Genomic DNA, 25566 nt, shown 5'->3' on the forward strand with positions numbered 1-25566 from the left:
TCAGTGCGACTTGCCTTGAATCTCAAGGAGTTTGGGCCGCACGTCGACTAAGTAAACCCCCGCTGCGCAGGCGGCGATCACCACGCCGAGCACACCGAAAACGTAACTCAAGACAGAGGCCATCGCCACGCCGCCGCCAAGGATCAGCAACCACAGCGGCTTGGTCAACTTCTCGGCGGCGGTGTAGGCATCCGCGCGCTGCAGCGCCGCGTGCACGAGCGCATACACCGACGTCAGTAGGACGGCGATCTGAACGATGAGCAGGACATCACCCGCCAAGCCTTGAAGCATCACGCTGTAAGCCTAGGCGGGCGCCACCTCCGGCGTCGACTCCGAGGTGCCGAAGGACAACCCGGCGTGCAGCGGTGCAGGAGAGTGGAGCGAGAAGTCGCTTATTTTTCGGTGACCTTCTTGGCCGGGGTCTTCTTCGCGGGCGCCTTTTTGGCCGGGGCCTTGGCGGCTGCCGTCTTTTTAGCCGGGTTAGCCGGGCTGCTCTTTGCGGCCGTTTCCTTGGGCAGCTCGATGCCGACCAGCTTGGCGGCGCGCTCACCGACCGCACGGGTCTGCGACGCGACCGTGCCCAGCGCTTCCTGGGTTAGCTCGACCGCCTGCTCGACGTAGCTCTCGGCGCGCGCCGACACGTCTTCCAAGCCCGCTTGGCTGCGCAGCCGCTCCAGGGCGGCCTCGCCGCGCTCCACCAGCTCGTTATAACGGGTGGTCGCGGCCTCCAGGTAGCCATCGGCAGCCTCGCGCAATTCCTCCGCGGTGAACCGCTGGCGCAGCTCGCGCAACTGCTCGCGCAGCTGCTCGGGCAGATCCTCGCGCAGCTTGGTCAGCCGGGCCCGGCTCTCCTCGACCCGGCCGCGGGTGTCGGTGCGGGTCTCCTCCAGACGTTCGCGGAGCTCGGCCAGCAGTTCGTTGACGGTGGCCAACGCCAGGTCGGCGGCGCCCAGCGCGGCCAGCAACGGGGCCCTCAGGTCGTCGATAGTCGGGGTTTCGGGCATGGTGTCGATCCTTTCGTAGCGGATTTTCGTTGTCGGCTGCCGGGGTGTGCTCGCGTCACGGACCGCATCGGACGGGGCTCAGGCAGGGGCCGTCCCGTCACCTCTGGCGGATTGGTTTTGCTGCACGAACGAGGCGTAGACGTCCAGCAGAACCTGCTTCTGCCGCTCGGTGATCGCCGTGTCGGCGACGATGGCGTCACGCACCTGGCTGCGCTCGCCGGGCTCGAGGATCCCGGCCCGCACGTAGAGGACCTCGGCAGACACCCTCAGCGCCTTGGCGATCTGGTTGAGCACCTCGGCGGAGGGTTTACGCAGCCCGCGCTCGATCTGGGAGAGATACGGGTTGCTGACACCGGCCTTTTCGGCCAGTTGCCGCACCGACACCTGCGCGGCTTCACGTTGCGCCCTGATAAAGCTGCCGATGTCGGATGCCGCGCTGGACACCACGGCGGCCAGCTTGTCCTCTTGCGGCATTGGCATCGGCGACCCCCTGGCTGCCTGAATTGTCGGTGCTGACGCGAACCAGAGTACGGCCAGATGCTAACTTTTGCAAGCAGTAGTTAGCGCAGCTCAGAACAGTGCCTGCGCGACCGTGTAGATCACCAGCCCGGCCAGCGCGCCCACCACGGTGCCGTTGATCCGAATGAACTGCAGATCACGACCGACGTGCAGTTCGATGCGCCGGCTGGCCTCCCGGGCATCCCAGCGCTCGATCGTGTCGGTGATGATCGTGGTGATCTCCGACCCGTAGTGCGCGACCAGATGCTGGGTGGCCCGGACGATCCAAGCGTCGGTCTTTTCCCGGAGCTCGGCGTCAGCGCGAAGTGACTCGCCCACGCGGATCACGGTGTCGGCGATACGGGCGCGCAACGTGCTGGAGGGGTCGTCCACACCCTCGATCACCAGCCGTTTGAGGGTCGTCCACGCGGTGGCGGCGGCGGTGGTGATCTCGTCGCGGGCCATCAGCTGGTCTTTCACGCGCTCGGCGCGGGCGATGGTGGCCGGATCGTGCTGCAGGTCGGTGGCGAATTCACACAGAAAGCGCGTCGCCGAGCGACGCAGTTCGTGGCCGGGGTCGCGACGCACCTTGTCGGTGAAGTCCATCAGCTCCCGGTGGATGCGGTCGCCGACGAGATGGTCGATGAAGCGCGGCGACCAGCTCGGGGAGTCGCGTTCCACCACCTTCTGGATCACCTCGCCGGCGTTCAGGGACCACTGAAAAGCCCGGTCCGCGAGCAACTGGATCAGGGCCTCCTGGCGATTCTCGGCCAGCACGGTGGCCAATACCCGCCCCACCGGGGGGCCCCACGGCGGTTCGGCGAGCCGCTTGATGATGGTGCGGTCGATCACCTGCTGGACATCCTCGTCGGGCAGCAGGCCCACCAGCACCCGCAACACCGTCGCGGCCTCGGCGGCAACCCGGTGCGCATGCCGGGTATCGGAGAGCCACCGGCCCAGCCTCTCGGCGATCTGCGCGTCCCGCAGCTTGGTCCCCACCACCGGTGGCGAGAGGAAGTTCTCCCGGACAAAAGTTCCCAGGCCCGCACCGAGCTGGTCTTTTTTACGCTTGATGATCGCGGTGTGCGGGATCGGCAGGCCCAGGGGGTGCTTGAACAGCGCGGTGACCGCAAACCAGTCCGCGAGCGCACCGACCATGCCCGCTTCCGCGGCGGCGCCCAGGTAACCCGCCCAGGAAAAAGCCGGGCCTTCGGCTTGCAGCCATCGGCAACCGAGAAACAGCGCGCTGGCGCCGACCAGGAAGCCCAGCGCCACCGCTTTCATCTTGCGCAGCGTCCGGGACCGCTCGGCGTCGGCCCCCGGATCCGCCCCGGCAAACGATTCGGCGAGGGAAGCGGGCGCTCGATGCCGGCCGGCCGGCACGGTCGTCCGGCTAGCGGGCGGCGCCAGCAAGGCCGGCGGATCGGTTTTAACGGCCACGGCACCATCATCCGCCACCGCCGGCGCGCCGTGCGCGACCGAGGGTCCGGGTGCCCAGCGCGCCGCGTCCCATCCGGGACGAGGCGCATAACGGGCCGTACTATCGAGGAGTCAAGTGAATGGGATTTCGCGATAGTGGCAGAGCATCTCCTGGCTGGGACAGTAAAGACCGATGGTCGCAAGCGGCGTTGGCACAAACACAAGGTCGAGCGCCGCAATGAGCTGGTCGACGGCACCATCGAAGCGATCCGCCGACACGGCCGCTTCCTGAGCATGGACGAGATCGCCGCCGAAATCGGGGTCTCCAAGACGGTGCTGTACCGCTATTTCGTCGACAAAAACGACCTGACCACCGCGGTGCTGATGCGGTTCGCGCAAACCACGCTGATCCCCAACATGGCCGCGGCGCTGTCGGCGAACCTGGACGGTTTCGAGCTGACCCGCGAGATCATCCGGGTCTACGTGGAAACGGTCACCGAAGAGCCCGAGCCGTACCGGTTCGTGATGGCCAACAGCTCGCCGACCAAAAGCAAAGTCATCGCCGATTCCGAGCGCATCATCGCCCGGATGCTGGCGACGATGCTGCGTCGGCGCATGCAGGAAGCCGGCATGGACACCGGCGGGGTGGAGCCGTGGGCGTACATGATCGTTGGCGGTGTGCAGCTGGCCACCCACTCGTGGATCTCCGACCCCCGGATGAGTGCCGACGAACTGATCGACTATCTGACCATGCTGTCGTGGAGCGCAATCTGCGGCATTGTCGAGGCCGGCGGGTCGCTGGAGAAATTCCGGGAACAGCCGCACCCGTCGCCGATCGTGCCGCCGCGCGAGTGAGGCGGGCCGGTCATGGCTGAGCTGACGGTCCGCTCCCGGCTGCGGTCGTGGGGTTATGCGCTGCGCACCACCAACCCGCCGCCCGGCCAGCCGATCGACGTCGTCACCCGCTGGCTGGTGGTCACGCGCGCCGCGGTGCTGCCGTTGACCCTGTTCGCGGGCCTGCTCGCCGCCCTGCTCGCGGTCGGCCACCGCGGTGTGGACTGGCGCTGGCTGGCGCTGGCCGTGGTGGGGATCACCTGCGCGCACATCGCCAACAACCTGATGAACGACCTGTATGACACCCGGGCCGGCACCGACAGCGCCGGCTACCCGCGGGCGCTTTACGCCCCGCACCCGGTGCTCTCCGGGCTGGTCAGCCGCCGGACGTTGGTCGGGGCGATTGTCCTGGTGAACCTGGCCGACCTGGCGATCCTGATCGTGCTGACGGCGGCCCGCGGCTGGCCGGTGGCGGTGTTCGCGCTCAGCGGATTCGTGCTCAGCGTCGCCTACACCGCGCCGCCCCTGCGGCTGAAAAAACGCGGCCTGGGCGAACCCGATGTCTTCGTCGTGTGGGGTCCGTTGATGGTGTGCGGGACCTACTACGCCGCGGTCGGCGCGGTCGGCCCGGACGTTGTGCTGGCATCGCTCCCCTACGGCCTGCTGTGCACCACGGTGCTGATGGGCAAGCACATCGACAAAATCCCCTACGACGCCCCACTGGGCATCCGCACGCTGCCGGTGATCCTCGGCGCCACCCGCGCCCGCGCCGTGACCCTGGCGCTGATGGCCGGCTTCTACCCGCTGGTCGGCCTGGCCGTGCTGGCCCGGGCGATGCCGTGGCCGGCGGTGCTGGTTCTCGCGGCGTTGCCCCGGCTGGCAAAAATCTGGCCGCATTTCCGCCGCCCGCCGCCCGAGCGGCCGCCGCCCGGCTACCCGGTGTGGCCGCTCTGGTATGCCGCCCTGGCCTGGGTGCATGTGCGGCAGGCCGGCGCACTGCTGGTTGCGGGCCTCGCGATCGGGGCCGTGCTGCGGCTGATCTGAGCCGGCCCTGTTGCCTGCCCGCCGGTGGCGATTACAATGCCAGCACTCCCGACAGCTAGCATGCGGCGGATGCATCCGGATCGGTCACGGAGGGTTTCGTCAGGCCTTCCCGGCACCGGGTGGCGCATCTGACGCCCAGGAAGGCCCAAGTCGCCATGGCCCAACAACTCACTCCATATTTCGGGCAGGTGCAGGCCCACTATGACCTCTCCGACGACTTCTACCGGCTTTTCCTCGACCCGACGCTGACCTACAGCTGCGCCTATTTCGAGCGCGCGGACATGACCCTGGAAGAAGCGCAAATCGCCAAGATCGACCTGGCTCTGGGGAAGCTGGACCTGCGGGCCGGGATGACGCTGCTGGACATCGGATGCGGCTGGGGCGCCACCATGAGACGGGCCGTCGAGAAGTACGGCGTCAACGTCGTCGGCCTTACCCTGTCGAAAAACCAGGCCGCCCACGTCCGGCGGATGTTCGACCGGATGGACACCTCCTGCGACAGGCGGGTGTTGCTGGCAGGCTGGGAACAATTCCACGAGCCGGTTGACCGTATCGTCTCCATCGGCGCGTTCGAACACTTCGGCCGGCAACGCTACCCGGCCTTTTTCAAGATGGCCTACGACGTCCTGCCGGCCGGCGGGGTGATGCTGCTGCACACCATCGTTCGCCTCACCTTCGCGGAGGCCAGGAAACTGGGCCTGTCGCTGACACGCGAGCTGGTCGACTTCTGCAAGTTCATTCTGGCCGAGATATTCCCGGGCGGCTGGCTGCCGTCGAGCCCGATGGTCGAGGACCTCGCCGTGGCGGGCGGGTTCGCCGTGACCCAAGTTCAAGCGCTGCAACCCCACTACGCGCGGACGCTGCAGGCCTGGGCGGCCAACTTGGAGGCCAACAAGGACCACGCCCTCAGGATGCAATCCGGGGAGACCTATGAACGCTATATGCGCTACCTGACGGGCTGCGCGCAGCTGTTCCGCGACGGCTACACCGACGTCAGGCAATTCACGCTTCAAAAGTAGACTTCCGCCGAGTTACTTCCGAAATCTGTTGCTTGGCACAATCTTTCAGCAATGTCCAACCATCCCCACGGCGGCCGCGGGTAGGCGGCCGGGGCCCGCCCGGTCAGGACGAGCATCAGTACGAGTAGAAGCCCCGGCCGGATTTCTTGCCCAGAAAACCCGCATCGACCATGCGCGCCAACAACGGCGGCGCAGCGTATTGCGGCTCCTTGAACTCGCCGAACATGGTGTCGGCGATCAGCTTCAGGGTGTCCAGGCCCACCAGATCGGATAACCGCAGCGGTCCCATCGGGTGAGAAAGACCGGCGACCACGGCCCTGTCGATGTCTTCGACGGTGGCGAAGTTGGACTCGACCATCCGGATCGCCGAGAGGAGGTAGGGCACCAGCAGCCGGTTCACCACAAAGCCCGACTGATCGGGGCAGCGCACCACCTGCTTGCCCAGCACGCCGCCGGCGAATTCCTCGGTCCGATCGGCCGCGGCGTGGTCGGTGACCAGTGTGGAGACCAACTCGACCAGCGGAAGCGCCGGGACCGGGTTAAAGAAATGCAGACCCAACACCCGCTGCGGATTTTTGGTGGCCGCGGCGAGCCTCATGATGGGGATGCTGGAGGTGTTGGAGGCCAGCACCGCGTCGGGGTCGGTGATGATCCGGTCCAGTTCGGCGAAGATCTTGGTCTTGACCGCTTCGTCTTCGACCACCGCCTCGACCACCAGTTGGCGATCGGCGAAGTCTTTCAGGTCGGTGGTGAAGGTCAACTTGCCCAGGGCCCCGTCGCGCTCCGGCTCGGTCACCTTGCCCGCACTGACGCCGCGTTCCAGCGACTTCACAATCCGGTTGCGCCCCGCGGCGATCAGCGCGTCGGTGATCTCGAACACCACCACATCCACACCCGCACGGGCGCAGACCTCGGCGATGCCCGCACCCATCTGCCCCGCTCCCACTACCCCGACCCGCTGGATCGCTACCTCGCCCACTGCCACTCCAGTCGTCTTGTCATGCACCGCAACCGGCCCCGCCAGCTTGGCTGGGCGGGGCCGGTGCTGTCAACTCCAGCTCAGATGCGCGAGCAGACGCAAAAGCCCCGCGACACGCCGAGCGGAGGGCGCTTTTGCGTCTGCTCGGCGCAGAACGTCAGTGGAACTGCTGCTCCTCGGTGGAGCCGGCCAGCGCGGTCGTCGACGACGCCGGGTCCACGGTGATGGCGACCCGGTCGAAGTAGCCGGCACCCACCTCGCGCTGGTGCTTGGTCGCGGTGTAGCCGCGCTCCTCGGCGGCGAACTCGCGTTCCTGCAATTCGACATAGGCGGTCATCTGGTTGCGGGCATAGCCGTAGGCCAAGTCGAACATCGAGTAGTTCAGCGCATGGAAACCGGCCAGCGTGATGAACTGGAACTTGAATCCCATTGCGGCCAATTCTTTTTGGAACTTGGCAATGGTGGAATCATCAAGATGCTTGCGCCAGTTGAATGACGGCGAGCAGTTGTACGCCAGCATCTGGTCGGGGTATTCGGCTTTGACCGCCTCGGAGAATTGCTTGGCGAGCTCGAGGTCCGGGGTACCCGTCTCCATCCAGATCAGATCGGCGAACGGCGCGTAAGCCTTGGCCCGCGCGATGCACGGCTCGATGCCGTTGCGGGTGCGGTAAAAGCCTTCCCGGGTGCGCTCGCCGGTGATGAACGGCCGGTCGCGTTCATCGATATCCGACGTGATGAGCGTGGCCGCTTCGGCGTCGGTGCGGGCGATCACGACGGTCGGCACGTCGCACACGTCAGCGGCCAGCCGGGCGGCGGTGAGCGTACGGATGTGCTGCTGGGTCGGGACGAGCACCTTTCCGCCGAGATGACCACACTTCTTCTCCGAGGCCAGCTGATCCTCCCAGTGGGTGCCGGCGGCGCCCGCGGCGATCATCGCCTTCTGCAGTTCGAAGGCGTTCAGCGCGCCACCAAAGCCGGCTTCGGCGTCGGCGACGATGGGCACCAGCCAGTTTTTCACCGACGTGTCGCCTTCGATCTGGGCGACCTGGTCGGCGCGCAGCAGCGCGTTGTTGATCCGGCGCACCACCTGGGGCACCGAGTTGGCCGGATACAAGCTCTGGTCGGGATAGGTGTGCCCGGAGAGATTGGCATCCCCGGCGACCTGCCAGCCCGACAGGTAGATCGCCTGCAGTCCGGCGCGCACCTGCTGAACGGCCTGGTTACCGGTCAGTGCGCCCAGCGCGTTGACCCACTCCAGGTCGTGTAGCTGCGCCCACAGCACCTCGGCGCCGCGGCGGGCCAGCGTGTGCTCTTCGATCACGCTGCCCTGCAAAGCCACCACATCGGCGGCGCCATAGGTCCGGGTGATGTCCTTCCAGCGCGGATTGGTATCCCAGTCGTGCTGGATCTGCTCGACGCTTTTCGGCTTGCCCACGATAGCCACTCGACCGCTCCTTACCGTCCTTCGTAGCTGAGTTGCAAAGCACCACCGCTTCCGCCAGGCATTCGCGGAACTGCTCTTCACTCATGTGTTAAGCCGACAATGGCACAGCTCCGCAGCGTGATCTAGCCGTTTCCCGTGCCAATTTCGGTGACGATTTGCCGAGATTTTGCGAATTGTGCGAATGTTGGCAATAGGCGGTGCGGTTGAGTCGCGGCACGGCTTACCCGTCGGTAACCACAAATCGCAGGTCAGCACGCACGTTTGCGGTCAAAAACACCGGGAACGGTTGCCTACCGGGCCGTCACAGGGCGAAGAGGCACGCGACGGCCTTCGACTCGTCGCCGACGGCATATGTGAGCGTTGTCACGGTGCGATCGGTAAGGCCGGCACCGAATCGATCGGTCGTGCCGGGCGGATACACGTGCGAGATGATCTCCAGCTTGTCGCCGAGAGCGACCGGCGCCTCATGCTCGATGGTCGCCCGCAGGGGAGCCGAGAGCATTTCCGGCCGGGAAGCCAGATAATCCTCGACGGCCGCCCAGTAGACCGCGTTGTTCATGTGGTCGAAGAGGTCGATGTCGGTGACGCGGATCGGAAACTCGTGGATCTCCGCAGCGTCCTCGCGTCTTCCCGCCGTCAGATACGCCTGCCACCGCAGCCGGTTGATACCCGTGGTGCGATGCAGGCCGGCCAGGAAGTCGTCGGCAATCCGTGACGGCATCTGGGTCTGTCGATTGATGTTGATCCAGAACGCCTCGGACTCGATCAACCCGCCCTTGCGCCCGTCGATGCGCACCCGCATCTCGCACCACCGGTTCGAGGTGCCCGAACACCAGCGCCGCAGCCGCAACATGTCGCCGAACTCGATCGGGCGGATCAGGTCGATCATGGTGCGCCGGACGATCCAGAGCGGATGGGTCTCCTCGAAGCCCATCTCACGCAGCTGGTCTTGGCCGATGTCCTGGATGTGGCGGGCGGCCGCGTCCAGCCGCAGCCGCCCGCTGCGATCGATGTCGGCGACCCGCAGCGGCCATTCGCGATCGAATACGTCGGGGTGGCCGTCGGGCACCGGCATCATCACCTTGTCCAGGCTCACTGCCTCACTCCCCGTCGTCGTCTCCCTGTGCCGCGGTGCCATACCCTCCCCCGCGGATGATGCCAAACGAGGGGATCGGACCACCAGTCGACGGGACCTTGCCAACTCTGCGAAGCGTGTCTTCGCACTCGGGTAGGCTGGCTCGGGTGGCCAAGACGTTTGTCGGCTCCCGGGTTCGCCAGCTGCGTAACGAGCGCGGGTTCAGCCAGGCCGCCCTGGCGCAAATGCTGGGTATCTCGCCAAGCTACCTCAATCAAATCGAACACGATGTTCGCCCGTTGACGGTGGCGGTGCTGCTGCGGATCACCGAGGTGTTCGGGGTGGACGCGACGTTTTTCGCCTCCCAGGACGACACCCGGCTGGTCGCCGAGCTTCGGGAGGTGACGATGGACCGCGACCTGGGCATCGACGTCACGCTGCCCGAGGTCGCCGAAATGGTCAGCGCGCACCCCGCGCTGGCCCGTGCCATGGTCAACTTGCACCGCCGCTACCGGATCACCACCGCGCAGCTGGCCGCCGCGACCGAGCAGCGGTTTTCCGACGGCAGCGGCACCGGTGTGCTCACCATGCCGCACGAGGAGGTGCGGGACTACTTCTACGAGCGGCAAAATTACCTGCACGAGCTGGACACCGCCGCCGAAGACCTGACGGTGCGGATGCGGATGCACCGCGGCGACCTGGCCGGGGAGCTGTCTCGCCGGCTCACCGAGGTGCACGGGGTGCACATCGTCAAGCGCATCGATCTCGGTGACACCGTGCTGCACCGCTATGACCCGGAGACCAAGACACTGGAGATCAGCAGTCATCTCTCGCCGGGCCAGCAGGTGTTCAAGATGGCCGCCGAGCTGGCCTACCTGGAATTCGGCGATCTCATCGACAGGCTGGTCGAGCAGGGCAAATTCACCAGCGGGGAGGCGCGCACGCTGGCAAGGCTCGGGCTGGCCAACTACTTCGCGGCCGCCACGGTACTGCCCTATCGGCAGTTCCACGACGTGACCGAGAACTTCCGCTATGACATCGAGCGGCTCTCGGCGTTCTACTCGGTGAGCTATGAGACGATCTGCCACCGGCTGTCCACGCTGCAGCGCCCCTCGTTGCGCGGGGTGCCGTTCTCTTTCGTCCGGGTGGACCGGGCAGGAAACATGTCAAAACGCCAGTCGGCCACCGGTTTTCACTTCTCGTCCACCGGGGGTACCTGTCCGCTGTGGAACGTCTACGAGACGTTCGCCAACCCGGGAAAGATCCTGGTGCAAATCGCGCAGATGCCCGACGGCCGTAATTACCTGTGGGTGGCCCGCACCGTGGAGCGGCGGGCATCCCGCTATGGTCAGCCGGGGAAGACCTTCGCCATCGGGCTGGGCTGCGAACTTCGCCACGCCCACCGGCTCGTCTACTCGGAAGGACTCGATTTGTCCGGGAATGCCGCCACACCGATCGGGGCCGGCTGCCGGATCTGCGAGCGCGACAACTGCCCGCAACGGGCCTTCCCGGCGTTGGGCCGAGCCCTCGACCTCGACGAGCATCGCAGCACGGTGTCGCCCTACCTGGTGAAGCAGGCGTGACCGGCGGCCCGCGACCCGATCCGGCCGGACGCATCCCGTCCGGGGGCCTGCGCGAGCTGGGCCCGGTCAACTGGCTGCTGGCGAAGTTCGCCGCCCGAACGGTCCGCGTGCCCGAGATGCACCTGTTCACCACGCTGGGTCGCCACCGGCGGCTGTTCCGGGTCTGGCTGGCGTACTCCGGTGTGCTGCTGCGCGGCCGGCTGCCTCGTGCCGACACCGAGTTGGTGATCCTGCGGGTTGCGCAGCTGCGGGCCTGCGGATACGAGTTGCAGCATCACCGGCGAATGGCGCGCCGTCGCGGGCTGGACGCGAAGACGCAGGACGCGATAGTCGCCTGGCCCCAAGGGACCGGTGAACCCGGCGACCGGCTGACGCCACGACAGCAGGCGTTGCTGAGGGCCACCGACGAGTTCGTCACAAATCGCTCGATCAGCGCCGGCACCTGGCAGGCGTTGACCTGTCATTTCGATCTCCGTCAGCTGATCGAATTCTGTATGCTCGCAGCACAATACGACGGCCTGGCCGCAACGATATCGGCTCTTGACGTTCCGTTGGACCATCCGCAGGACCGCCAGCAGCCCGGTGGTCCTGCAAGGGGCGACGCCGGTTGAACACCGCCCGGTCGGACGTCATCTACGCGGGCGCATGCCTATGATGGCGTACGTAACCACGTTCGGCCGCATCTGAATTGGCCTGAATGGTCGCTCCCGTCGGTCACGACGCTGCGGAGGCGGCTGGTTGCGGGGCCAGGGCCGCTGCGCGGCACGGCAGGTTCTTCGACCGATCCGAAAGGAGCGGGTGAGTATGCCCAGAACCGACGACGACACCTGGGACATCACCCACAGTGTGGGTGCCACGGCGCTGCAGGTTGCCGCGGCGCGCGCGGTGGAAACCGAGAGCCGAAACCCGCTGATCAGCGATCCGTTCGCGCGGGTGTTTCTGGATGCGGCCGGACCGGGCATCTGGAGCCTGTTCGCCGAGCCGGCGCTGCCCGACGATATCGACCCCGAGGTGCGGGCGCTGGTGCGCGCGATGGTGGATTTCATGGCGGTGCGGACGGTGTTTTTCGACGAGTTCTTTCTGCAGGCCGCCGAAGCCGGGATCCGGCAGATGGTGATTTTGGCATCGGGCCTGGACTCCCGGGCCTACCGGCTGCGGTGGCCCGACGGGGTCACCGTCTATGAAGTCGACCAGCCAAAGGTCTTGGAATTCAAGGAGGCCACGCTGCGCCACCACGGTGCGCGCCCCGCGGCCAAGCTGATATCCGTGCCGGTCGACCTGCGCCACGACTGGCCCGCCGCGCTGCGCGCCGCGGGCCTGGACCCGGCCGAACCCACCGCCTGGTCGGCCGAAGGGTTGCTGCGCTATCTGACGCCATCGGCCCAGGATGTGCTGTTCACGCGGATCCACGCGCTCAGCGCCGTCGGCAGCCGATTGGCCACCAACGCCGTCGCTGCCGAGGCCTTGAATCCCGAACGGCTGGCGCGCCAGCGTGACCAGATGCGGCGCCTGCATTCGGAGGCCGCCCGGTTGGTCAGCACCGCCGTCGTCGATGTCGAGGAACTGTGGTACCCGCAGGAGCGCGCCGATGTCGGGGTTTGGCTCACCGAACACGGCTGGGAGGCGTCGACGGCGACCTTGCACGAGTGGCTGGCCCGCTTCGGGCGCAGCGGCCTGGCCGACGATCGCATGCCCGCGCGGCGGATACGGGGCTGAACCGGTTTCCTCACCGGGGATCATCGTCCAACGGACCCCACGGGACCGCATGCGGCCCGGGTACCGCCCGACCCGGGCTATCCGCTCGTCAAAACGCCTGTCACAGTTGCTCTCCCGCCAACAGATGCGCGTAATCTTTGCGGAGTTCATGGCAAAGCAACGAGCTGAGCAGCATGCCGGTCTGTAACCGAATGTACTCGTCGACGCTGTAGATCGAACCGAAGTGCCAGTGCTTGACCGCCCAGCCCTGCGCGAGCAGCATGATGTCGAACACCGCCAGCTCCACGTCGGCCCCGCGGAATATCCCCGCGGCGATACCGGCCTCGATCGCTGAGCGCAGCGGCGCTGCGGTGCTGATTTCAAGCTCTTTGATTTGGGCGCGGCCGGAGGTGTCGAGGGTACGGCTTTCCCGGTAGGTCAGCATCACGGCATCCAGATTCTCGTCGACGATCTCGATGTAGCGGCGGATACCGGCGGCCAATCTCTCGACGATATCGTCTCCGGCGGCATCCATCGCCGGGGCCAGCTGATCGCGAAACGCGTCTTGGATGCGCACGATCGTCGCCAGCAGCAAGTCTTCTTTGCCGCCGAAGTACTTGTAGATCAAGCCGACACTCACGTTGGCCTCGCTCGCCAAATCCTGCATGGACATCCGATGAAACCCGGTCTTGCCCATGAGTTTGACCGCGGCGTCAAGTACCTGGCGGCGCCGTGAGCTGATCCGCGCGGCACGCACAGCGTCTCGCACCGGAAGGTCACCGAAGTCGATCGCCATGGCCCTTAGATGCCCAGATCCTTGGCGATGATGGTCTTCATGATCTCGGTGGTTCCGCCGTAGATCGTCTGGATGCGGGCGTCGACGAACGCCCGCGACACCGGGTATTCGCGCATGTAGCCATACCCGCCGTGCAGTTGCAGGCACCGGTCGGCGGTGCGCACCTGCAGTTCGGTGGTCCACCATTTGAGCCGCGCCGCCCGGGTAGCGGTCAGCGCACCGTTCAGGTGCTCGCCGATGCAGTCATCCAGGTAGGTCCGGGCGATGTCGATCTCGGTGGCCAGCTCGGCCAGCACGAATTGGGTGTTCTGGAAACCGGCGATCGGTGAGCCGAAGGCCTGCCGGTGGCGCACATAGTCGAGCGTCTCGGCCAGCACTGCCTCCGCGGCGGCCACCGCGCCGACGGCCAGCGAAAGCCGTTCCTGCGGCAGGTTAGCGACCAGCTGGTAGAACCCCTTGCCCTCTTCTTCGAGCAGGTTATCGACGGGCACCCGCATGTCGGTGAAGGTCAGCTCGCTGGTGTCCTGGGCGTGCAGGCCGATCTTCTCCAGGTTGCGGCCACGGCTGAAACCCGGGGTGTCGGCGTCGACCACCAGAAGGGCAAGTCCACGGTGCGGGTCCGGCGAGGTGCGCACGGCGACGACGAACAAGTCACCCGTCTGACCGTTGGAGATGAAGGTTTTCGCACCGTTGACGACGTAGTGGTCGCCCTCCCGGACCGCGGAAGTGCGGATACCCGTCAGGTCACTGCCGGCCCCGGGCTCGGTCATCGCGATGCCCAGTATTGTCTTTCCGGTCACTACTCCGGGTAACCACCGCTGCTTTTGCTCGACCGTCGTCAGGTCGGTGAGATAGGGAAGCACGATATCGTTCTGCAGCGCGAACGCCACCGCTTCGGCCGCAGCTCCGGCCCGCTGCAGCTCTTCGATGAGGATCGCGTGGTACCGAAAGTCGTTGACTCCCGGGCCGCCGAACTGCTCGGGCACCGAAAAGCCCAGCAGCCCTAGCTTGCCCGCCTCGGTAAACAGGGATCGATCCCAGCAACCCGCCCGTTCCCAGGCCTCGTGGGCGGGAACAACGGTCTGCTTCACGAAATCGCGCACCAAATGCCGGAACTGGTGATGCTCCTGGGTGTAGGTCAGGCCCATCGGTGCTCTTTTCAGCGGAACGCGTTGATGCCGGTAAAGGCCTGCCCGAGGATAAGTTGATGCATCTCGGCGGTGCCCTCGTAGGTCAGCACGGATTCCAGGTTGACCATGTGCCGGATGACCGGATACTCCAGGGATATGCCGTTGCCGCCCAATATTGTTCGGGCGGTCCGGCAGATCTTGAGTGCCTCGCGGGTGTTATTGAGCTTGCCGAAGCTCACGTGCTCGGGGCGCAGCCCTACACGGTCCTTCAGGCGCCCCAGGTGCAGCGCCAACAACTGCCCTTTGTGCAGCTCGACCGCCATGTCGACGAGTTTCGCCTGGGTCAACTGGAATCCGGCTATCGGGCGGCCGAATTGAGTGCGCTGGCACGCATAGTCCAGGGCGGCTTGCCAGGCCGACCGTGCCGCGCCCATCGCCCCCCAGACGATGCCGTAACGCGCTTCGGAGAGACACGCCAATGGAGCCCGCAGCCCAATGGCTTTGGGCAGCATTGCCTCGGCCGGCAGCCGTACCTCGTCGAGCACCAACTCACTGGTGATCGACGCCCGCAGTGACAGCTTGTGGTGGATCGTGTTGGCGGTGAAACCCGAGGTGTCGGCGGGAACCACGAATCCGCGGATGCCCTCGCTGGTAACGGCCCACACCACCGCAACGTCGGCCACCGATCCGTTGGTGATCCACATCTTCCGGCCGGTGAGCACCCAGTCCGAACCGTCGCGTCGCGCCCGGGTCGTCATCGCCGCCGGATCCGAGCCGGCGTCGGGTTCGGTGAGCCCGAAACAACCCAGCAGCTCACCCGTCGCCATCGGCGGCAGCCACTGCTGCTTCTGCTCCTCGGAACCGAAATTCGCAATTGCGAACATCGCCAGCGAGCCCTGCACCGACACCAACGAGCGGACGCCGGAGTCTGCGGCCTCCAGCTCCAGGCAAGCCAGGCCGTAGTGCACGGCGGAAGCCCCGCTGCATCCGTAGCCGTGCAGGTGCATACCAAGCAGCCCGAGCTGGCCCAACTGCTTGGCGAGTTCCCGCACCACCGGCAGCTGACCCGCCTCAAACCAGTCGGCCACATATGGGGTGACGTGCTCGGCGCAGAACCGTCTCACGGTGTCACGCACCGCGATCTCGTCGGCGGACAGCGACGCGTCCAGGCCGAGCGGGTCATAGGGATTAAAAGGCGCAGTAGTGCTCATCGGTTGATCCTAATCGGGTGACTCAGCCCACCATGGTGAGTCCGCCGCTGACGCTGATCACCTGCCCGGTGATGAACGACGCGTCATCGGAAGCGAAAAACAACACGGCTGCGGCCACCTCCTCGGGCTTGGCCAGCCGGCGAAACGGGATCGCCTTGATCAAGGCGTCTTTCAGCTTTTCGGGCTGGGCGTGAAACAGCGGGGTGTCGGTGGGACCGGGGCACACGCAGTTGACGGTGATCTGGTGGCGGGCCATTTCCCGGGCCAGCGATTTGGTGAGTGCAATGACACCGCCCTTGGCCCCGGCGTAGACGGTTTCGCCGGAGCTGCCGACTCGTCCGGCATCGCTGGCCACGTTGACAACACGTCCGCCGCGGCCCGTCTCGATCATTCCCGGGAGGAACGCGCTGCACACCTGCACCGGGCCGAGGAAGTTGATGGCCACCACCTTGTCCACAAATTCCGGTGTGGCGTTGAGGAATTGATCGGTGCGGTCCCAGCCGGCCGCGTTCACGATGACGTTGGGGCTGCCCACTTCGGCCAGCGTCCGGTCGCGCAGCGCCTCCACCTGCGCACGGTCCGCCACATCAACCGGCAGGGCGGTGATCAGCGTCGGGTGTTCGCGGGCGGTGGCCGTGGCCGCCGCCTCGTCGAGGTCGGCGGCGACAACCCGGTCGCCTTGCGCGGCAAAGCCCCATGCGATCGCCCTGCCGATACCGGATCCCGCACCGGTGACGACTGCGAGTTTGGCGCTCATAAGAGCTCCCCGATCGCACGGTGCTCTGCCGGGCGCAGTCGGGGGTCCCCGAATACCCCGATCGGTTCCTCGACGGTTGTGTCGAAAAAACCGTTGCGGCGCCCGCACCGGTTGACCGTCATGACCGCGAGGGCTCCATCGATCCGGTAAGCGATGTCTTCGCCGCCGGGCGATATCGCTGTGAATGATTATTCATTGGCGGTGAATCTACGTTCACCACGGGGCGCGGTCAAGCCGGGCCCGACGCGATACCCTCGCGCCATGCGACCACGGCGCAGCCCGGCGTGGCTGGGCGCCGACGTTCTCGGTGTCCTGGTGTTCTGCGCCGCCGGGAGGCGCAGCCACGACGAAGGTCTCGGCGCCGCCGGCCTCGCGGTGACGGCCTGGCCTTTTCTGACCGGAACCGTCACCGGATGGCTGGCTTCCCGCGGCTGGCGGCGCCCCACTGCCCTGGCCCCGACCGGGGTGGTGGTGTGGCTGTGCACGCTGGTGGTCGGGATGCTGCTGCGCAAGGCCACCGCGGCAGGGGTGGCCGCAAGTTTCGTGGTGGTGGCGGCATCGGTCACCGCCGTGCTGCTGCTCGGTTGGCGGGCGGTTGCCGAGTCGGCGCTGCGACGGCGCTCGGACGCTTAACCCGGTCGCGACGGCACGCACCGGAACCGGCTGGCTGCGCACGCCAACAGGCGCCGCGACGCGCGGCTCTTCGCCAGGGCCGCCGCCTGGTCGGTCGCCTGCCGGATCGGGCCTCGCCACAGCTCGCCATGGCCGGGCGCCAGCAACTCCGTTTCCAGCAGCGCCAGCGCCGCCAGGCTGCGGACGCATTCACCCTGGTTATGGCCGAACACCGCGGGCAGCAACTGCGGGCCGCTGCGGCGCAGCAGCGGATGCCCGGTGACCAGCGCGTCGCCGCTGGCGAGCACGCCGTCGACCAGGTAGCAGCAGTGCCCGCTGGTGTGCCCGGGAGTGGGGATGGCCATCGGGTGACCGGGCAGCTCGGCCGCGATCTGGGCGGTCAGCGCCTGCACCGTCGGGATGCCCTCGCGGATCAGCCCACCGTTGCGCATCACGTGCGCGGCCCACGCCGCCCAGCGGGGCCGCCAGACGCGCAGCGACACCTCGAACGCCGACGCCTGTTGCAGGTACTCCCGTTTGGCGTGTCCCACCTCGTCGGCATGGCAATACACCGGCGTGCTGCACTCTCGAGCGAACCAGATCGCCGAACCCAGATGATCGATGTGGGCGTGGGTCAGCAGGATCGCACGCACGTCGCCGGGCCGATAGCCGAGCTGGCGCAGCGAGGCCAGCACGTCGTCACGGTCACCCGGATAGCCGGCGTCGATCAGCATGACCCCGCTGTCGTCGGCGACCAGCAACCAGTTGACGGCGGACCCCCGGGCCAGGTGCACGGTATCGGTGACCGCTGTCAACACCGGCGCCATGCCCGCGAGTTTAGGCAGGACGGTAGAAAAGACAGGTGGCTGGGCTGAAACTCGGATACAAGGCGTCGGCTGAGCAGTTCGCACCGCGGGAACTCGTGGAACTGGGGGTCGCCGCCGAGACCCACGGGATGGACAGCGCGACCGTGAGCGATCATTTCCAGCCGTGGCGTCATCGGGGCGGGCACGCCTCGTTTTCGCTGTCCTGGCTGACCGCCGTCGGGGAGCGCACCCGCGGGATTGTGCTGGGAACCTCGGTGCTGACCCCGACGTTTCGCTACCACCCCGCGGTTGTCGCGCAGGCCTTCGCCACCATGGCATGCCTGTACCCCGGCCGGGTGTTTCTGGGGGTCGGCACCGGCGAGGCGCTCAACGAGATCGCCGCCGGCCATCAGGGCGCCTGGCCGGAGTTTCAGGAGCGGTTCGCCCGGCTGCGCGAAGCGGTGCGGCTGATGCGGGAGTTGTGGCGCGGTGACCGCATCGATTTCGACGGCGACTACTACCGGCTCAAGGGCGCCTCGATCTACGACGTGCCCGAAGGCGGGGTACCCATCTACATCGCCGCCGGCGGCCCCACGGTAGCCAAATACGCCGGGCGGGTCGGTGACGGCATGATCTGCACCTCCGGCAAGGGCGCGGAGCTCTACAAAGACCAGCTCATCCCCGCCGTGGCGGAAGGGGCGGCGGCGGCGGGCCGCAACGTGGACGACATCGACAAGATGATCGAAATCAAGATCTCCTACGATCCCGACCCGCAACTTGCCCTGGAGAACACCCGGTTTTGGGCCCCGCTGTCGCTGACCGCCGAGCAGAAGCACAGTATCGAGGATCCGATCGAGATGGAAAAGGCCGCCGATGCGTTGCCGATTGAGCAGGTCGCGCGGCGCTGGATCGTGACATCGGACCCCGACGAGGCCGTTGAAAGGATCGGCCAGTATGTGACGTGGGGTCTCAACCACCTGGTTTTCCATGCGCCGGGTCACGACCAGCGCCGGTTCCTGGAGCTTTTCCAGAAGGACCTCGCGCCGCGGCTGCGGCGGCTCGGCTGATACGGGAGGCTAATGCCGGTGTCCGATGGCTCGGTTCTCCCCGCCGCCGCATCGCGGCCGGCATCGTCACCCGGCGTGTCCGGCCCGCATGCCCCGACGGCCTCGGCGATATACATCGCGGCGCCCGAAGGGGACACCGGCAAGTCGACGGTTGCGCTGGGAATCCTGCATCGGTTGACCGCGACGGTGCCCAAGGTCGGCGTGTTCCGCCCGATCACGCGGGTCTCCGGGGCCGGTCCGCCGCGCTCGCAATCGCCGCAACCGGGCGAGGACCGCGACTACATCCTTGAGCTGCTGCTCTCGCAAGCCACCGCCGCGCTGCCCTACGAGCGGTGCGTGGGCGTCACCTACGCCCAGCTGCACGCGGACCGCGAGGCCGCGATCGCCGACATCGTCGATCGCTACCACGCGGTCGCCGATGCCTGCGACGCGGTGCTGATCGTGGGCAGCGATTACACCGATGTCACCAGCCCCGCCGAGTTGAGCGTCAACGCCCGTATCGCGGTCAACCTCGGTGCGCCGGTGCTGCTGGTGGTGCGGGCCAAAGGCCGCAGCCCCAGGGAAATCACCGGCGTCGTCGAGGTGTGCTTAGCCGAGCTGGACGCCCAGCACGCCCATACCGCCGCCGTGGTGGCCAACCGTTGCGAGCCGTCGCAGCTGCACGCCGTCGCCGCGGCACTGCGGGCCTTCCCCCTGCGAACCTATGTGCTGCCCGACGAACCGCTGCTCTGGGCCCCGACGGTGGCTGAGCTGCAGAAGGCGGTGAACGGCGCGCTGCTCAGCGGCGACGTGGCGCTGCTGGGGCGCGAGGCGATGGGCGTGGTGGTCGCCGGGATGACCGCGGACCACGTGCTGGAACGGCTCCACGACAGCGCGGCGGTGATCACGCCCGGCGACCGCTCGGACGTGGTGCTGGCTGTGGCCAGTGCGCATGCCGCCGAAGGGTTCCCGTCGCTGTCGTGCATGATCCTCAACGGCGGGTTCGAGCTGCATCCGTCGATCGCCAAACTGGTAGCCGGTCTGGGGCTTCGGCTGCCGATCATCGCCACCGCATTGGGGACCTTCGACACCGCAAGCGCGGTGGCGTCGGTGCGCGGCCGGGTCACCGCGGGGTCTCAGCGCAAGATCGACACCGCGCTGGAACTGATGGAGCGCCACGTCGACATCGCGGATCTGTTGGCGCAGCTGGCTATCCCGGTCCCGACGGTGACCACACCGCAGATGTTCACCTACCGGTTGCGTCAACTCGCCCGGTCGGATCGCAAGCACATCGTGCTTCCCGAGGGCGGAGATGACCGTATCCTCAAGGCCACCGGACGGGTGCTGCAGCGCGGGATTGCGGACTTGACCCTCCTCGGGGACGAAAACCAGATTCGTGCGCGCGCAGCCGAACTCGGCGTGGATTTGAACGGTGCTACCGTGATCGACCCGCGGACCAGCCAGTTGTGCGACCGGTTCGCCGCCCAGTACGCCGAGCTGCGCAAGGCCAAAGGAGTGAGCGCGGAGCAGGCCCGCGAGATCGTCAATGACGTGTCGTATTTCGGCACCATGCTGGTATACAACGGCATCGTTGACGGCATGGTGTCCGGCGTCGCCCACACCACCGCACACACCGTGCGCCCGGCGCTGGAGATCATCGGGACCGCACCGGGTGTTTCCATCGTGTCCAGCGTCTTCCTGATGTGTCTGGAAGATCGGGTGTTGGTGTACGGCGACTGCGCGATTGTCCCCGACCCCACCACAGAGCAGCTCGCCGACATCGCGATCAGCTCGGCGCGCACCGCCGCACGGTTCGGCATCGAGCCGCGGGTGGCCATGCTGTCCTACTCCACCGGTGACTCCGGTGCCGGAGCTGACGTCGACAAGGTTAGGGCGGCAACAGAGTTGGTTCACAGCCGGGCACCCGACCTGTTGGTTGAGGGGCCCATCCAATACGATGCCGCCGTCGACCCAACCGTCGCGGCCGCCAAAACCCATGATTCCGCGGTCGCGGGCCGAGCGACAGTGCTGATCTTTCCGGATCTCAACTCCGGCAACAACGCCTACAAGGCGGTGCAGCGCAGCGCCGGGGCGATCGCGATCGGACCGGTGCTGCAGGGGCTCAACAAACCGGTAAACGACTTGTCCCGTGGCGCGCTGGTTGAAGACATCGTCAACACCGTCGCCATCACCGCGATCCAGGCCCAGGATGCCCATGAGCGCTGAGCGCACGGTGCTGGTGATCAACTCCGGTTCCTCCTCGCTGAAATACCGTCTGATCAATCCGGATTCGGGCGCATCCACTGCTGACGGCATTATCGAGAGGATCGGTGAACGGGCCTCCTCGGCGCGGCTGGTCGCGGCCGGACAGCTCCTGAAACGTGACCATCGGGTGGCCGATCACGACCAGGCCCTGCGGTTAGCCTTCGACATGCTGGCCGAGGCGGGCCTCACACCGAGGTGCGGCGAGCTGGTCGCGGTGGGGCATCGGGTGGTGCACGGGGGCACCACGTTTTTTCAGCCGACCCTCGTCGATGACGCCCTGATCGCCAAACTCAAAAAGCTGTCCGCACTGGCGCCACTTCACAATCCGCCCGCGGTAACCGCGATCGAAATGGCCCGCCACCTGCTTCCGGACATTCCCCATATCGCGGTGTTCGACACCGGCTTTTTCCACGACCTGCCCCCCGCGGCGGCCAGCTATGCCATCGACCGCAGCGTGGCACGGCGGTGGCAAATCCGCCGATACGGCTTTCACGGCACCTCGCACCAGTACGTGAGCCAGCAGGCGGCGGCATTTTTGGGTAGGCCACTGGAACGCCTGAATCAGATCGTGCTGCATCTCGGTAACGGCTCCTCAGCGTCGGCTATCGCAGCGGGCCGCCCGGTGGAGACGTCGATGGGTCTCACCCCGCTGGAGGGTTTGGTGATGGGCACTCGCAGCGGGGACATCGATCCGGGGATCATCAGCTATCTTTGGCGTGCCGCGCAGATGAGCGTCGACGACATCGACTCGATGCTCAACCACCGCTCCGGAGTGTTCGGTCTGGCCGGCGAGCGTGACTTTCGGCGACTACACGAGATGATCGAATCCGGTGACCGCTCAGCACAATTGGCTTATGACGTGTTCATCCACCGGTTGCGGAAGTATCTCGGTGCCTACCTAGCGGTGCTGGGTCACACCGACGTGGTGAGCTTCACCGCCGGGATCGGCGAGAACGACATGGCGGTGCGCCGTGACGCACTGAGCGGCATGACAGAGCTCGGCATCGAGCTCGATGAGAACCGCAACGCCGACGGTGCCTCCGGAGCACGACGGATTTCCACCGATACCTCACCGATCACGGTGCTGGTGATTCCGACGAACGAGGAGCTGGCCATCGCCCGCGATTGTGTGCGGCTGCTCGATCGTTAGGCGGAGGTGTCCGTCCGGTGGCCGGCTTGGCATGGTCACGGATCGTCGTCATCGATCGTCGTGGAGGAGTTTTTCGGGGTGATGGAACAGGTTGATTCGCGGCAGCTGACGCACCGCGTTGATCAGCTCGTGCGGTGGCACCGTAAGCGCGGCGCCTACAGGAAACCCACGCCATGTCGGCCGGTGCCGACCGAGGGTGTGGGATCGCTTTGGAGGGTGTGTACCAACAGGTCGTAGTAGACGTCGCGAAAGTCCATGGTCGGCTTCAGGTCGCCGTTGTCCAGGTCGGTGAGACTGGGTTCCTCGCCGTAGAACCCGCCCTTGACGGGGGCTCCGGCAACGAAGACCGGGCCGGCGGTGCCGTGGTCGGTGCCCTGGGACGCGTTGGCTGCCACCCGGCGCCCGAACTCCGAATACGCCAGCACCACGACGTTCTTGCCGTGGCGGTCGACGGCCATCTCCCGCAGGAATTCCGCCACCGCCTCGTCGAAGGTCTGCAGCAGACGCTGCTGGGTGTCCCGTTCGTCGGCGTGGGTGTCGAAACCGCCGAGCTGGACCAGGTAGACGCGGGTGGGCACCCCGGCTCGCACCGCCTGGGCCACCACGGCCAGCTGTGCGGCCAGCGGGTTACGGTCCTGACCGGACGCTTTGACCGGCGCGAAGGTGGTGTCGGTGGTGCGGGCCGCCCGGTAGGCCGCGCACACCGCCGACATGGCCGGGCTGTCACCGGGGTCGGCGGCACCCAGTGCCTCCATCGTCGCCGTGAACCGCTGCTCGGATTGCGGGGTCAGGGACGGTGAAAGGGCTGCCGCCGTGCACTTGTCACCGACCGCGAGCGGCGGCAGCACGGCGCCGATGTTCACCGCACGCAGCGGGTCGTCACCGGTGGCGTCAAGCCAGCGGCCGATCCAGCCGGTCGAGACGGGTTCGGCAGGAGATGCCGTCTGCCAGATGTCCATGGACCGGAAGTGGCTGCGGTCGGGCTGCGGGTAGCTCACGCCGCGCACGATGGCCAGCTTGCGCTCGGACCACATCCGTGCCAGGCCGCGCAAAGCCGGGTTGAGTCCCAGCTGATCATCGAGAGGCAAGACATCGCCTGGCGCATAAGCAAGTTCGGGACGAGCATCATGATAAGCATTGTCGGCGTAGGGAATCAGGGTGTTGATACCGTCGTTGCCGCCGTAAAGCGTGATGATCACCAGGATTCCGCTGCCCTCGGCGAGGGGGCGGTCAGACGCTGCATGCCGTAGGTCGGGCCAGCTGACCGCCGCCGCGGACAGCAGACCCAAAGCGCCGGCCCCGGCGCTGGCGATCAGAAACTTGCGGCGACTCATTGCAGGCATCGGCCCTCGCTAAGACGTCAGGTATTCCGGCGTGTTGACAGCGGCGGCGACCAGCTGCGGGGGCTGGCGCACCAATGGTTTAAGCGCGGTGGCGCTGCGGTCCGACCAGGACCCGACACCGATGAGATAGCCGACGGCGTCGATGCGGTCACCGGCCGCGGTGTCCTCGATTACCGACAGGTCGCCGACGCGGGCCAGTTGGCTTGCGACCCGCAGCCGCACGCCGGCGCTGGCGGTGGTCAGCCACACCCGCCCGCGTGGCCAGCCCCCCACGCTCGGCGGGTAGAACGGCCGCTGCCCCAGCGCTTTAAGCGTCGCGTCGGCCATTTTCACCCGCGCCGGGGTGTCGAGCGACACTCGCAGCGAGCGGATCACCCCGACCAGCCATTCCACCGGGGTGTTGACGACGGTGGCGCGGCCGGTGGTGAACTCGTCGTCGGTCAGGATCGCCCGGGTGAGTGCCCGCAGATCCCGGCCCGGCCCGTAGGCGCTGACCAGCCGTTGTAGCGCCTGCGGTGAGGGTGGGTCGTCGGAAGCCAGCTGCTGCCACAGGCGCCCGGCGACATGCCCCGCCGATAGAGGCTGGGCGAGCACCGCATCGCAGAAGCCCGCGGCGTCGAAGTCGCGGGTGACGCCGAACAGCGTCTTAACGGTGTCGTCGTGACGCCGCCGCAGCATCGTCGTCCCTCCGCCCGCCCCGATGACCCATCCGGTCAGCGCACGGGCCCCGGCACGAACATCGGATTCGGTGTAACCGTTGCCGTGGCCCAGCGCGAACAGCTCCATGAACTCGCGAGCCAGGTTTTCATTGGCGGCCCTGGCGGTGTTGGTCTGTCCGTCCAGCCAGCGCAGCATCGCGGCATCGGTCAGCATCGCGTAGGCCAGGGTGCGGAAATCGCCGAGCTTCAATGTGCGCAGCTTCTGGTTCTGCGCCGCCATGTACGCGGCGATTCGCACCTTCTGAGCGGAGGTGGCGAAGTGGTTGTGCCAGAGCAGCGTCAGCTTTTCGTGGATCGGCTGACGCACGGCGACCATGCGGCGTAGCCACCACCCCGCCAGCTCCGACATCTGCTCGCTCAGCTGCCGGTCGTAGTGATGCCGGGCCTCGGTGGTGGCTTTTTTGCCCGGCATGCGCGGGGGCTCCAGGGTCGGTATCGGGGTGGCGATCGCGCCGGGGTCGGCGTCGGGATTCGCACCGAGGGCGGTGTCGACGTAGACCGGCCAGTCCTGTGCCACCACGGTGTCGACCTCGGCGCCGCTCACCCCGAATCCCGCGCGGCGCAGGACACGCGCGGTGGTGATCCAGCGTGCGGACTGTCCTGCCATGCTCTAACTGTGCGGCGGGCGGCTGAGAATTCGCTGAGGCACCTGCCGTCGTGGCCACGCCCGCGCCTGTGCACAGCGGGAAGCCCGCGGCGCAGCCGGCGTGCGAGGCTGCCGGCGTGGACGAGTCGCGACAGCCGTTTATCGGCAGCGAGGCGTTGGCGCGCGGCGCGCTGAGCCGCCACCAGTTGCGGACCCGGTACCGGGCCGTGCTTCCGAACGTCTACCTGCCCAAGCGGGTTGAACCATCCCTTGACCAACGCATTGCCGCCGCCTGGCTGTGGTCGGGGCGCCGCGGGGTCATCGCCGGCGCAGCGGCCGCCGCGCTGCATGGCGCGAAGTGGATCGACGACAATGTCCGCGTCGAGCTGGTTTATGCCAACCCCCGCCCACCCCGAGACGTGCTGACACGGCGAGATGCACTGTTCGACGACGAGGTGCAGACTTTGGCCGGGCGGGCGGTCACCACACCGGAGCGCACCGCGTTCGACATCGGTCGGCGCGAATCGCGCCGCTTGGCTGTTGCCCGGCTA

General features: G+C 66.9%; 24 protein-coding genes and 1 pseudogene. 11 read left to right on the plus strand and 14 right to left on the minus strand.

Features of this window, described 5'->3' with window-relative positions:
* The 4 genes from QJR12_RS00665 to QJR12_RS00680 form a co-directional block, all read right to left on the minus strand.
* Window positions 1-291, minus strand: a complete 291-nt coding sequence (locus QJR12_RS00665; RefSeq protein WP_300575162.1) for a DUF2516 family protein — start codon at window positions 289-291, stop codon at window positions 1-3.
* A gap of 101 nt (window positions 292-392) precedes the next feature.
* Complete coding sequence (locus tag QJR12_RS00670; RefSeq protein ID WP_300575090.1) at window positions 393-1004, minus strand: heparin-binding hemagglutinin; 612 nt, start codon at window positions 1002-1004, stop codon at window positions 393-395.
* 78 nt (window positions 1005-1082) lie between these two features.
* Window positions 1083-1478 carry a helix-turn-helix transcriptional regulator gene (locus QJR12_RS00675; protein ID WP_300575164.1) on the minus strand — a complete coding sequence of 132 codons (396 nt, stop codon included), beginning with the start codon at window positions 1476-1478 and terminating at the stop codon, window positions 1083-1085.
* Between the two features lie 96 nt (window positions 1479-1574).
* The gene (locus QJR12_RS00680) at window positions 1575-2915 is read right to left on the minus strand and encodes a DUF445 domain-containing protein (RefSeq protein WP_300575166.1); all 1341 of its coding nucleotides are present in this window, start codon (window positions 2913-2915) and stop codon (window positions 1575-1577) included.
* Window positions 2916-3077: 162 nt separating this feature from the next.
* On the opposite strand from QJR12_RS00680, the gene QJR12_RS00685 reads away from it, so the two are divergent.
* The 3 genes from QJR12_RS00685 to QJR12_RS00695 all read left to right on the plus strand — a co-directional run bounded on the left by QJR12_RS00685 (window position 3078) and on the right by QJR12_RS00695 (window position 5818).
* Window positions 3078-3776, plus strand: a complete 699-nt coding sequence (locus QJR12_RS00685) for a TetR/AcrR family transcriptional regulator (RefSeq protein ID WP_300575092.1) — start codon at window positions 3078-3080, stop codon at window positions 3774-3776.
* Between the two features lie 12 nt (window positions 3777-3788).
* Window positions 3789-4799 carry a prenyltransferase gene (locus QJR12_RS00690; protein WP_300575094.1) on the plus strand — a complete coding sequence of 337 codons (1011 nt, stop codon included), beginning with the start codon at window positions 3789-3791 and terminating at the stop codon, window positions 4797-4799.
* A gap of 155 nt (window positions 4800-4954) precedes the next feature.
* Complete coding sequence (locus QJR12_RS00695) at window positions 4955-5818, plus strand: cyclopropane mycolic acid synthase family methyltransferase (RefSeq protein ID WP_300575096.1); 864 nt, start codon at window positions 4955-4957, stop codon at window positions 5816-5818.
* Window positions 5819-5933: 115 nt separating this feature from the next.
* On the opposite strand, the gene QJR12_RS00700 is transcribed toward QJR12_RS00695, so the two are convergent.
* The 3 genes from QJR12_RS00700 to QJR12_RS00710 all read right to left on the minus strand — a co-directional run bounded on the left by QJR12_RS00700 (window position 5934) and on the right by QJR12_RS00710 (window position 9337).
* A complete protein-coding gene (locus QJR12_RS00700) occupies window positions 5934-6797 on the minus strand; it encodes a 3-hydroxybutyryl-CoA dehydrogenase (protein WP_300575098.1) in 864 nt (287 codons plus the stop codon).
* Between the two features lie 157 nt (window positions 6798-6954).
* Entirely contained in the window at window positions 6955-8241 is a 1287-nt protein-coding gene (gene aceA / locus QJR12_RS00705) for an isocitrate lyase (RefSeq protein WP_300575100.1), read from the minus strand.
* Window positions 8242-8542: 301 nt separating this feature from the next.
* On the minus strand, window positions 8543-9337 hold the full coding sequence (locus tag QJR12_RS00710) for an acyl-[acyl-carrier-protein] thioesterase (RefSeq protein WP_300575102.1): 795 nt from the start codon (window positions 9335-9337) through the stop codon (window positions 8543-8545).
* Between the two features lie 146 nt (window positions 9338-9483).
* Between QJR12_RS00710 and ramB the strand changes: the two genes are divergently transcribed.
* The 3 genes from ramB to QJR12_RS00725 all read left to right on the plus strand — a co-directional run bounded on the left by ramB (window position 9484) and on the right by QJR12_RS00725 (window position 12615).
* Window positions 9484-10899 carry an acetate metabolism transcriptional regulator RamB gene (gene ramB / locus QJR12_RS00715; protein WP_300575104.1) on the plus strand — a complete coding sequence of 472 codons (1416 nt, stop codon included), beginning with the start codon at window positions 9484-9486 and terminating at the stop codon, window positions 10897-10899.
* A complete protein-coding gene (locus QJR12_RS00720; RefSeq protein WP_300575106.1) occupies window positions 10896-11510 on the plus strand; it encodes a carboxymuconolactone decarboxylase family protein in 615 nt (204 codons plus the stop codon). Before ramB ends, QJR12_RS00720 begins: the two co-directional genes overlap by 4 nt.
* 193 nt (window positions 11511-11703) lie before the next feature.
* The gene (locus QJR12_RS00725) at window positions 11704-12615 is read left to right on the plus strand and encodes a class I SAM-dependent methyltransferase (RefSeq protein WP_300575108.1); all 912 of its coding nucleotides are present in this window, start codon (window positions 11704-11706) and stop codon (window positions 12613-12615) included.
* A gap of 100 nt (window positions 12616-12715) precedes the next feature.
* Here the strand turns inward: QJR12_RS00725 and QJR12_RS00730 are convergent, their stop codons facing one another.
* Genes QJR12_RS00730 through QJR12_RS00745 form a run of 4 tightly spaced genes read right to left on the minus strand, consistent with a single transcriptional unit; the run spans window position 12716 to window position 16488 of the window.
* Window positions 12716-13390, minus strand: coding sequence for a TetR/AcrR family transcriptional regulator (locus tag QJR12_RS00730; protein ID WP_300575110.1), 675 nt, complete (start codon window positions 13388-13390; stop codon window positions 12716-12718).
* Between the two features lie 5 nt (window positions 13391-13395).
* Entirely contained in the window at window positions 13396-14538 is a 1143-nt protein-coding gene (locus tag QJR12_RS00735) for an acyl-CoA dehydrogenase family protein (RefSeq protein ID WP_300575112.1), read from the minus strand.
* Between the two features lie 11 nt (window positions 14539-14549).
* Entirely contained in the window at window positions 14550-15731 is a 1182-nt protein-coding gene (locus tag QJR12_RS00740; protein ID WP_300575114.1) for an acyl-CoA dehydrogenase family protein, read from the minus strand.
* 22 nt (window positions 15732-15753) lie between these two features.
* On the minus strand, window positions 15754-16488 hold the full coding sequence (locus tag QJR12_RS00745) for a glucose 1-dehydrogenase (RefSeq protein ID WP_300575116.1): 735 nt from the start codon (window positions 16486-16488) through the stop codon (window positions 15754-15756).
* Between the two features lie 261 nt (window positions 16489-16749).
* Here QJR12_RS00745 and QJR12_RS00750 point away from each other — a divergent pair, with 261 nt between their 5' ends.
* Window positions 16750-17121: a DUF3054 domain-containing protein gene (locus tag QJR12_RS00750; protein ID WP_300575118.1), complete on the plus strand. Its 372-nt coding sequence runs from the start codon at window positions 16750-16752 to the stop codon at window positions 17119-17121.
* Here the strand turns inward: QJR12_RS00750 and QJR12_RS00755 are convergent.
* Window positions 17118-17927: an MBL fold metallo-hydrolase gene (locus QJR12_RS00755; RefSeq protein WP_300575120.1), complete on the minus strand. Its 810-nt coding sequence runs from the start codon at window positions 17925-17927 to the stop codon at window positions 17118-17120. The genes QJR12_RS00750 and QJR12_RS00755 overlap by 4 nt on opposite strands.
* 35 nt (window positions 17928-17962) lie before the next feature.
* Between QJR12_RS00755 and fgd the strand changes: the two genes are divergently transcribed.
* The 3 genes from fgd (at window position 17963) to QJR12_RS00770 (ending at window position 22367) form a co-directional block, all read left to right on the plus strand.
* Window positions 17963-18973, plus strand: a complete 1011-nt coding sequence (fgd, locus tag QJR12_RS00760) for a glucose-6-phosphate dehydrogenase (coenzyme-F420) (RefSeq protein ID WP_300575122.1) — start codon at window positions 17963-17965, stop codon at window positions 18971-18973.
* A gap of 75 nt (window positions 18974-19048) precedes the next feature.
* Window positions 19049-21178, plus strand: a complete 2130-nt coding sequence (gene pta, locus QJR12_RS00765) for a phosphate acetyltransferase (RefSeq protein WP_300575124.1) — start codon at window positions 19049-19051, stop codon at window positions 21176-21178.
* Entirely contained in the window at window positions 21168-22367 is a 1200-nt protein-coding gene (locus tag QJR12_RS00770; RefSeq protein WP_300575125.1) for an acetate kinase, read from the plus strand. The genes pta and QJR12_RS00770 overlap by 11 nt, the downstream gene beginning before the upstream one ends.
* 155 nt (window positions 22368-22522) lie before the next feature.
* Here the strand turns inward: QJR12_RS00770 and QJR12_RS00775 are convergent, their stop codons facing one another.
* Both QJR12_RS00775 and QJR12_RS00780 read right to left on the minus strand, forming a co-directional pair.
* A complete protein-coding gene (locus tag QJR12_RS00775) occupies window positions 22523-23710 on the minus strand; it encodes a DUF1501 domain-containing protein (RefSeq protein WP_300575126.1) in 1188 nt (395 codons plus the stop codon).
* A 9-nt stretch (window positions 23711-23719) separates the two neighbouring features.
* Window positions 23720-25036 carry a DUF1800 domain-containing protein gene (locus QJR12_RS00780; RefSeq protein ID WP_300575128.1) on the minus strand — a complete coding sequence of 439 codons (1317 nt, stop codon included), beginning with the start codon at window positions 25034-25036 and terminating at the stop codon, window positions 23720-23722.
* A 116-nt stretch (window positions 25037-25152) separates the two neighbouring features.
* Between QJR12_RS00780 and QJR12_RS00785 the strand changes: the two are divergent.
* Window positions 25153-25566: pseudogene (locus QJR12_RS00785) on the plus strand (hypothetical protein); the annotation flags it as partial.

Source organism: Mycobacterium sp. (assembly GCF_029961025.1).
GTDB lineage: Bacteria > Actinomycetota > Actinomycetes > Mycobacteriales > Mycobacteriaceae > Mycobacterium.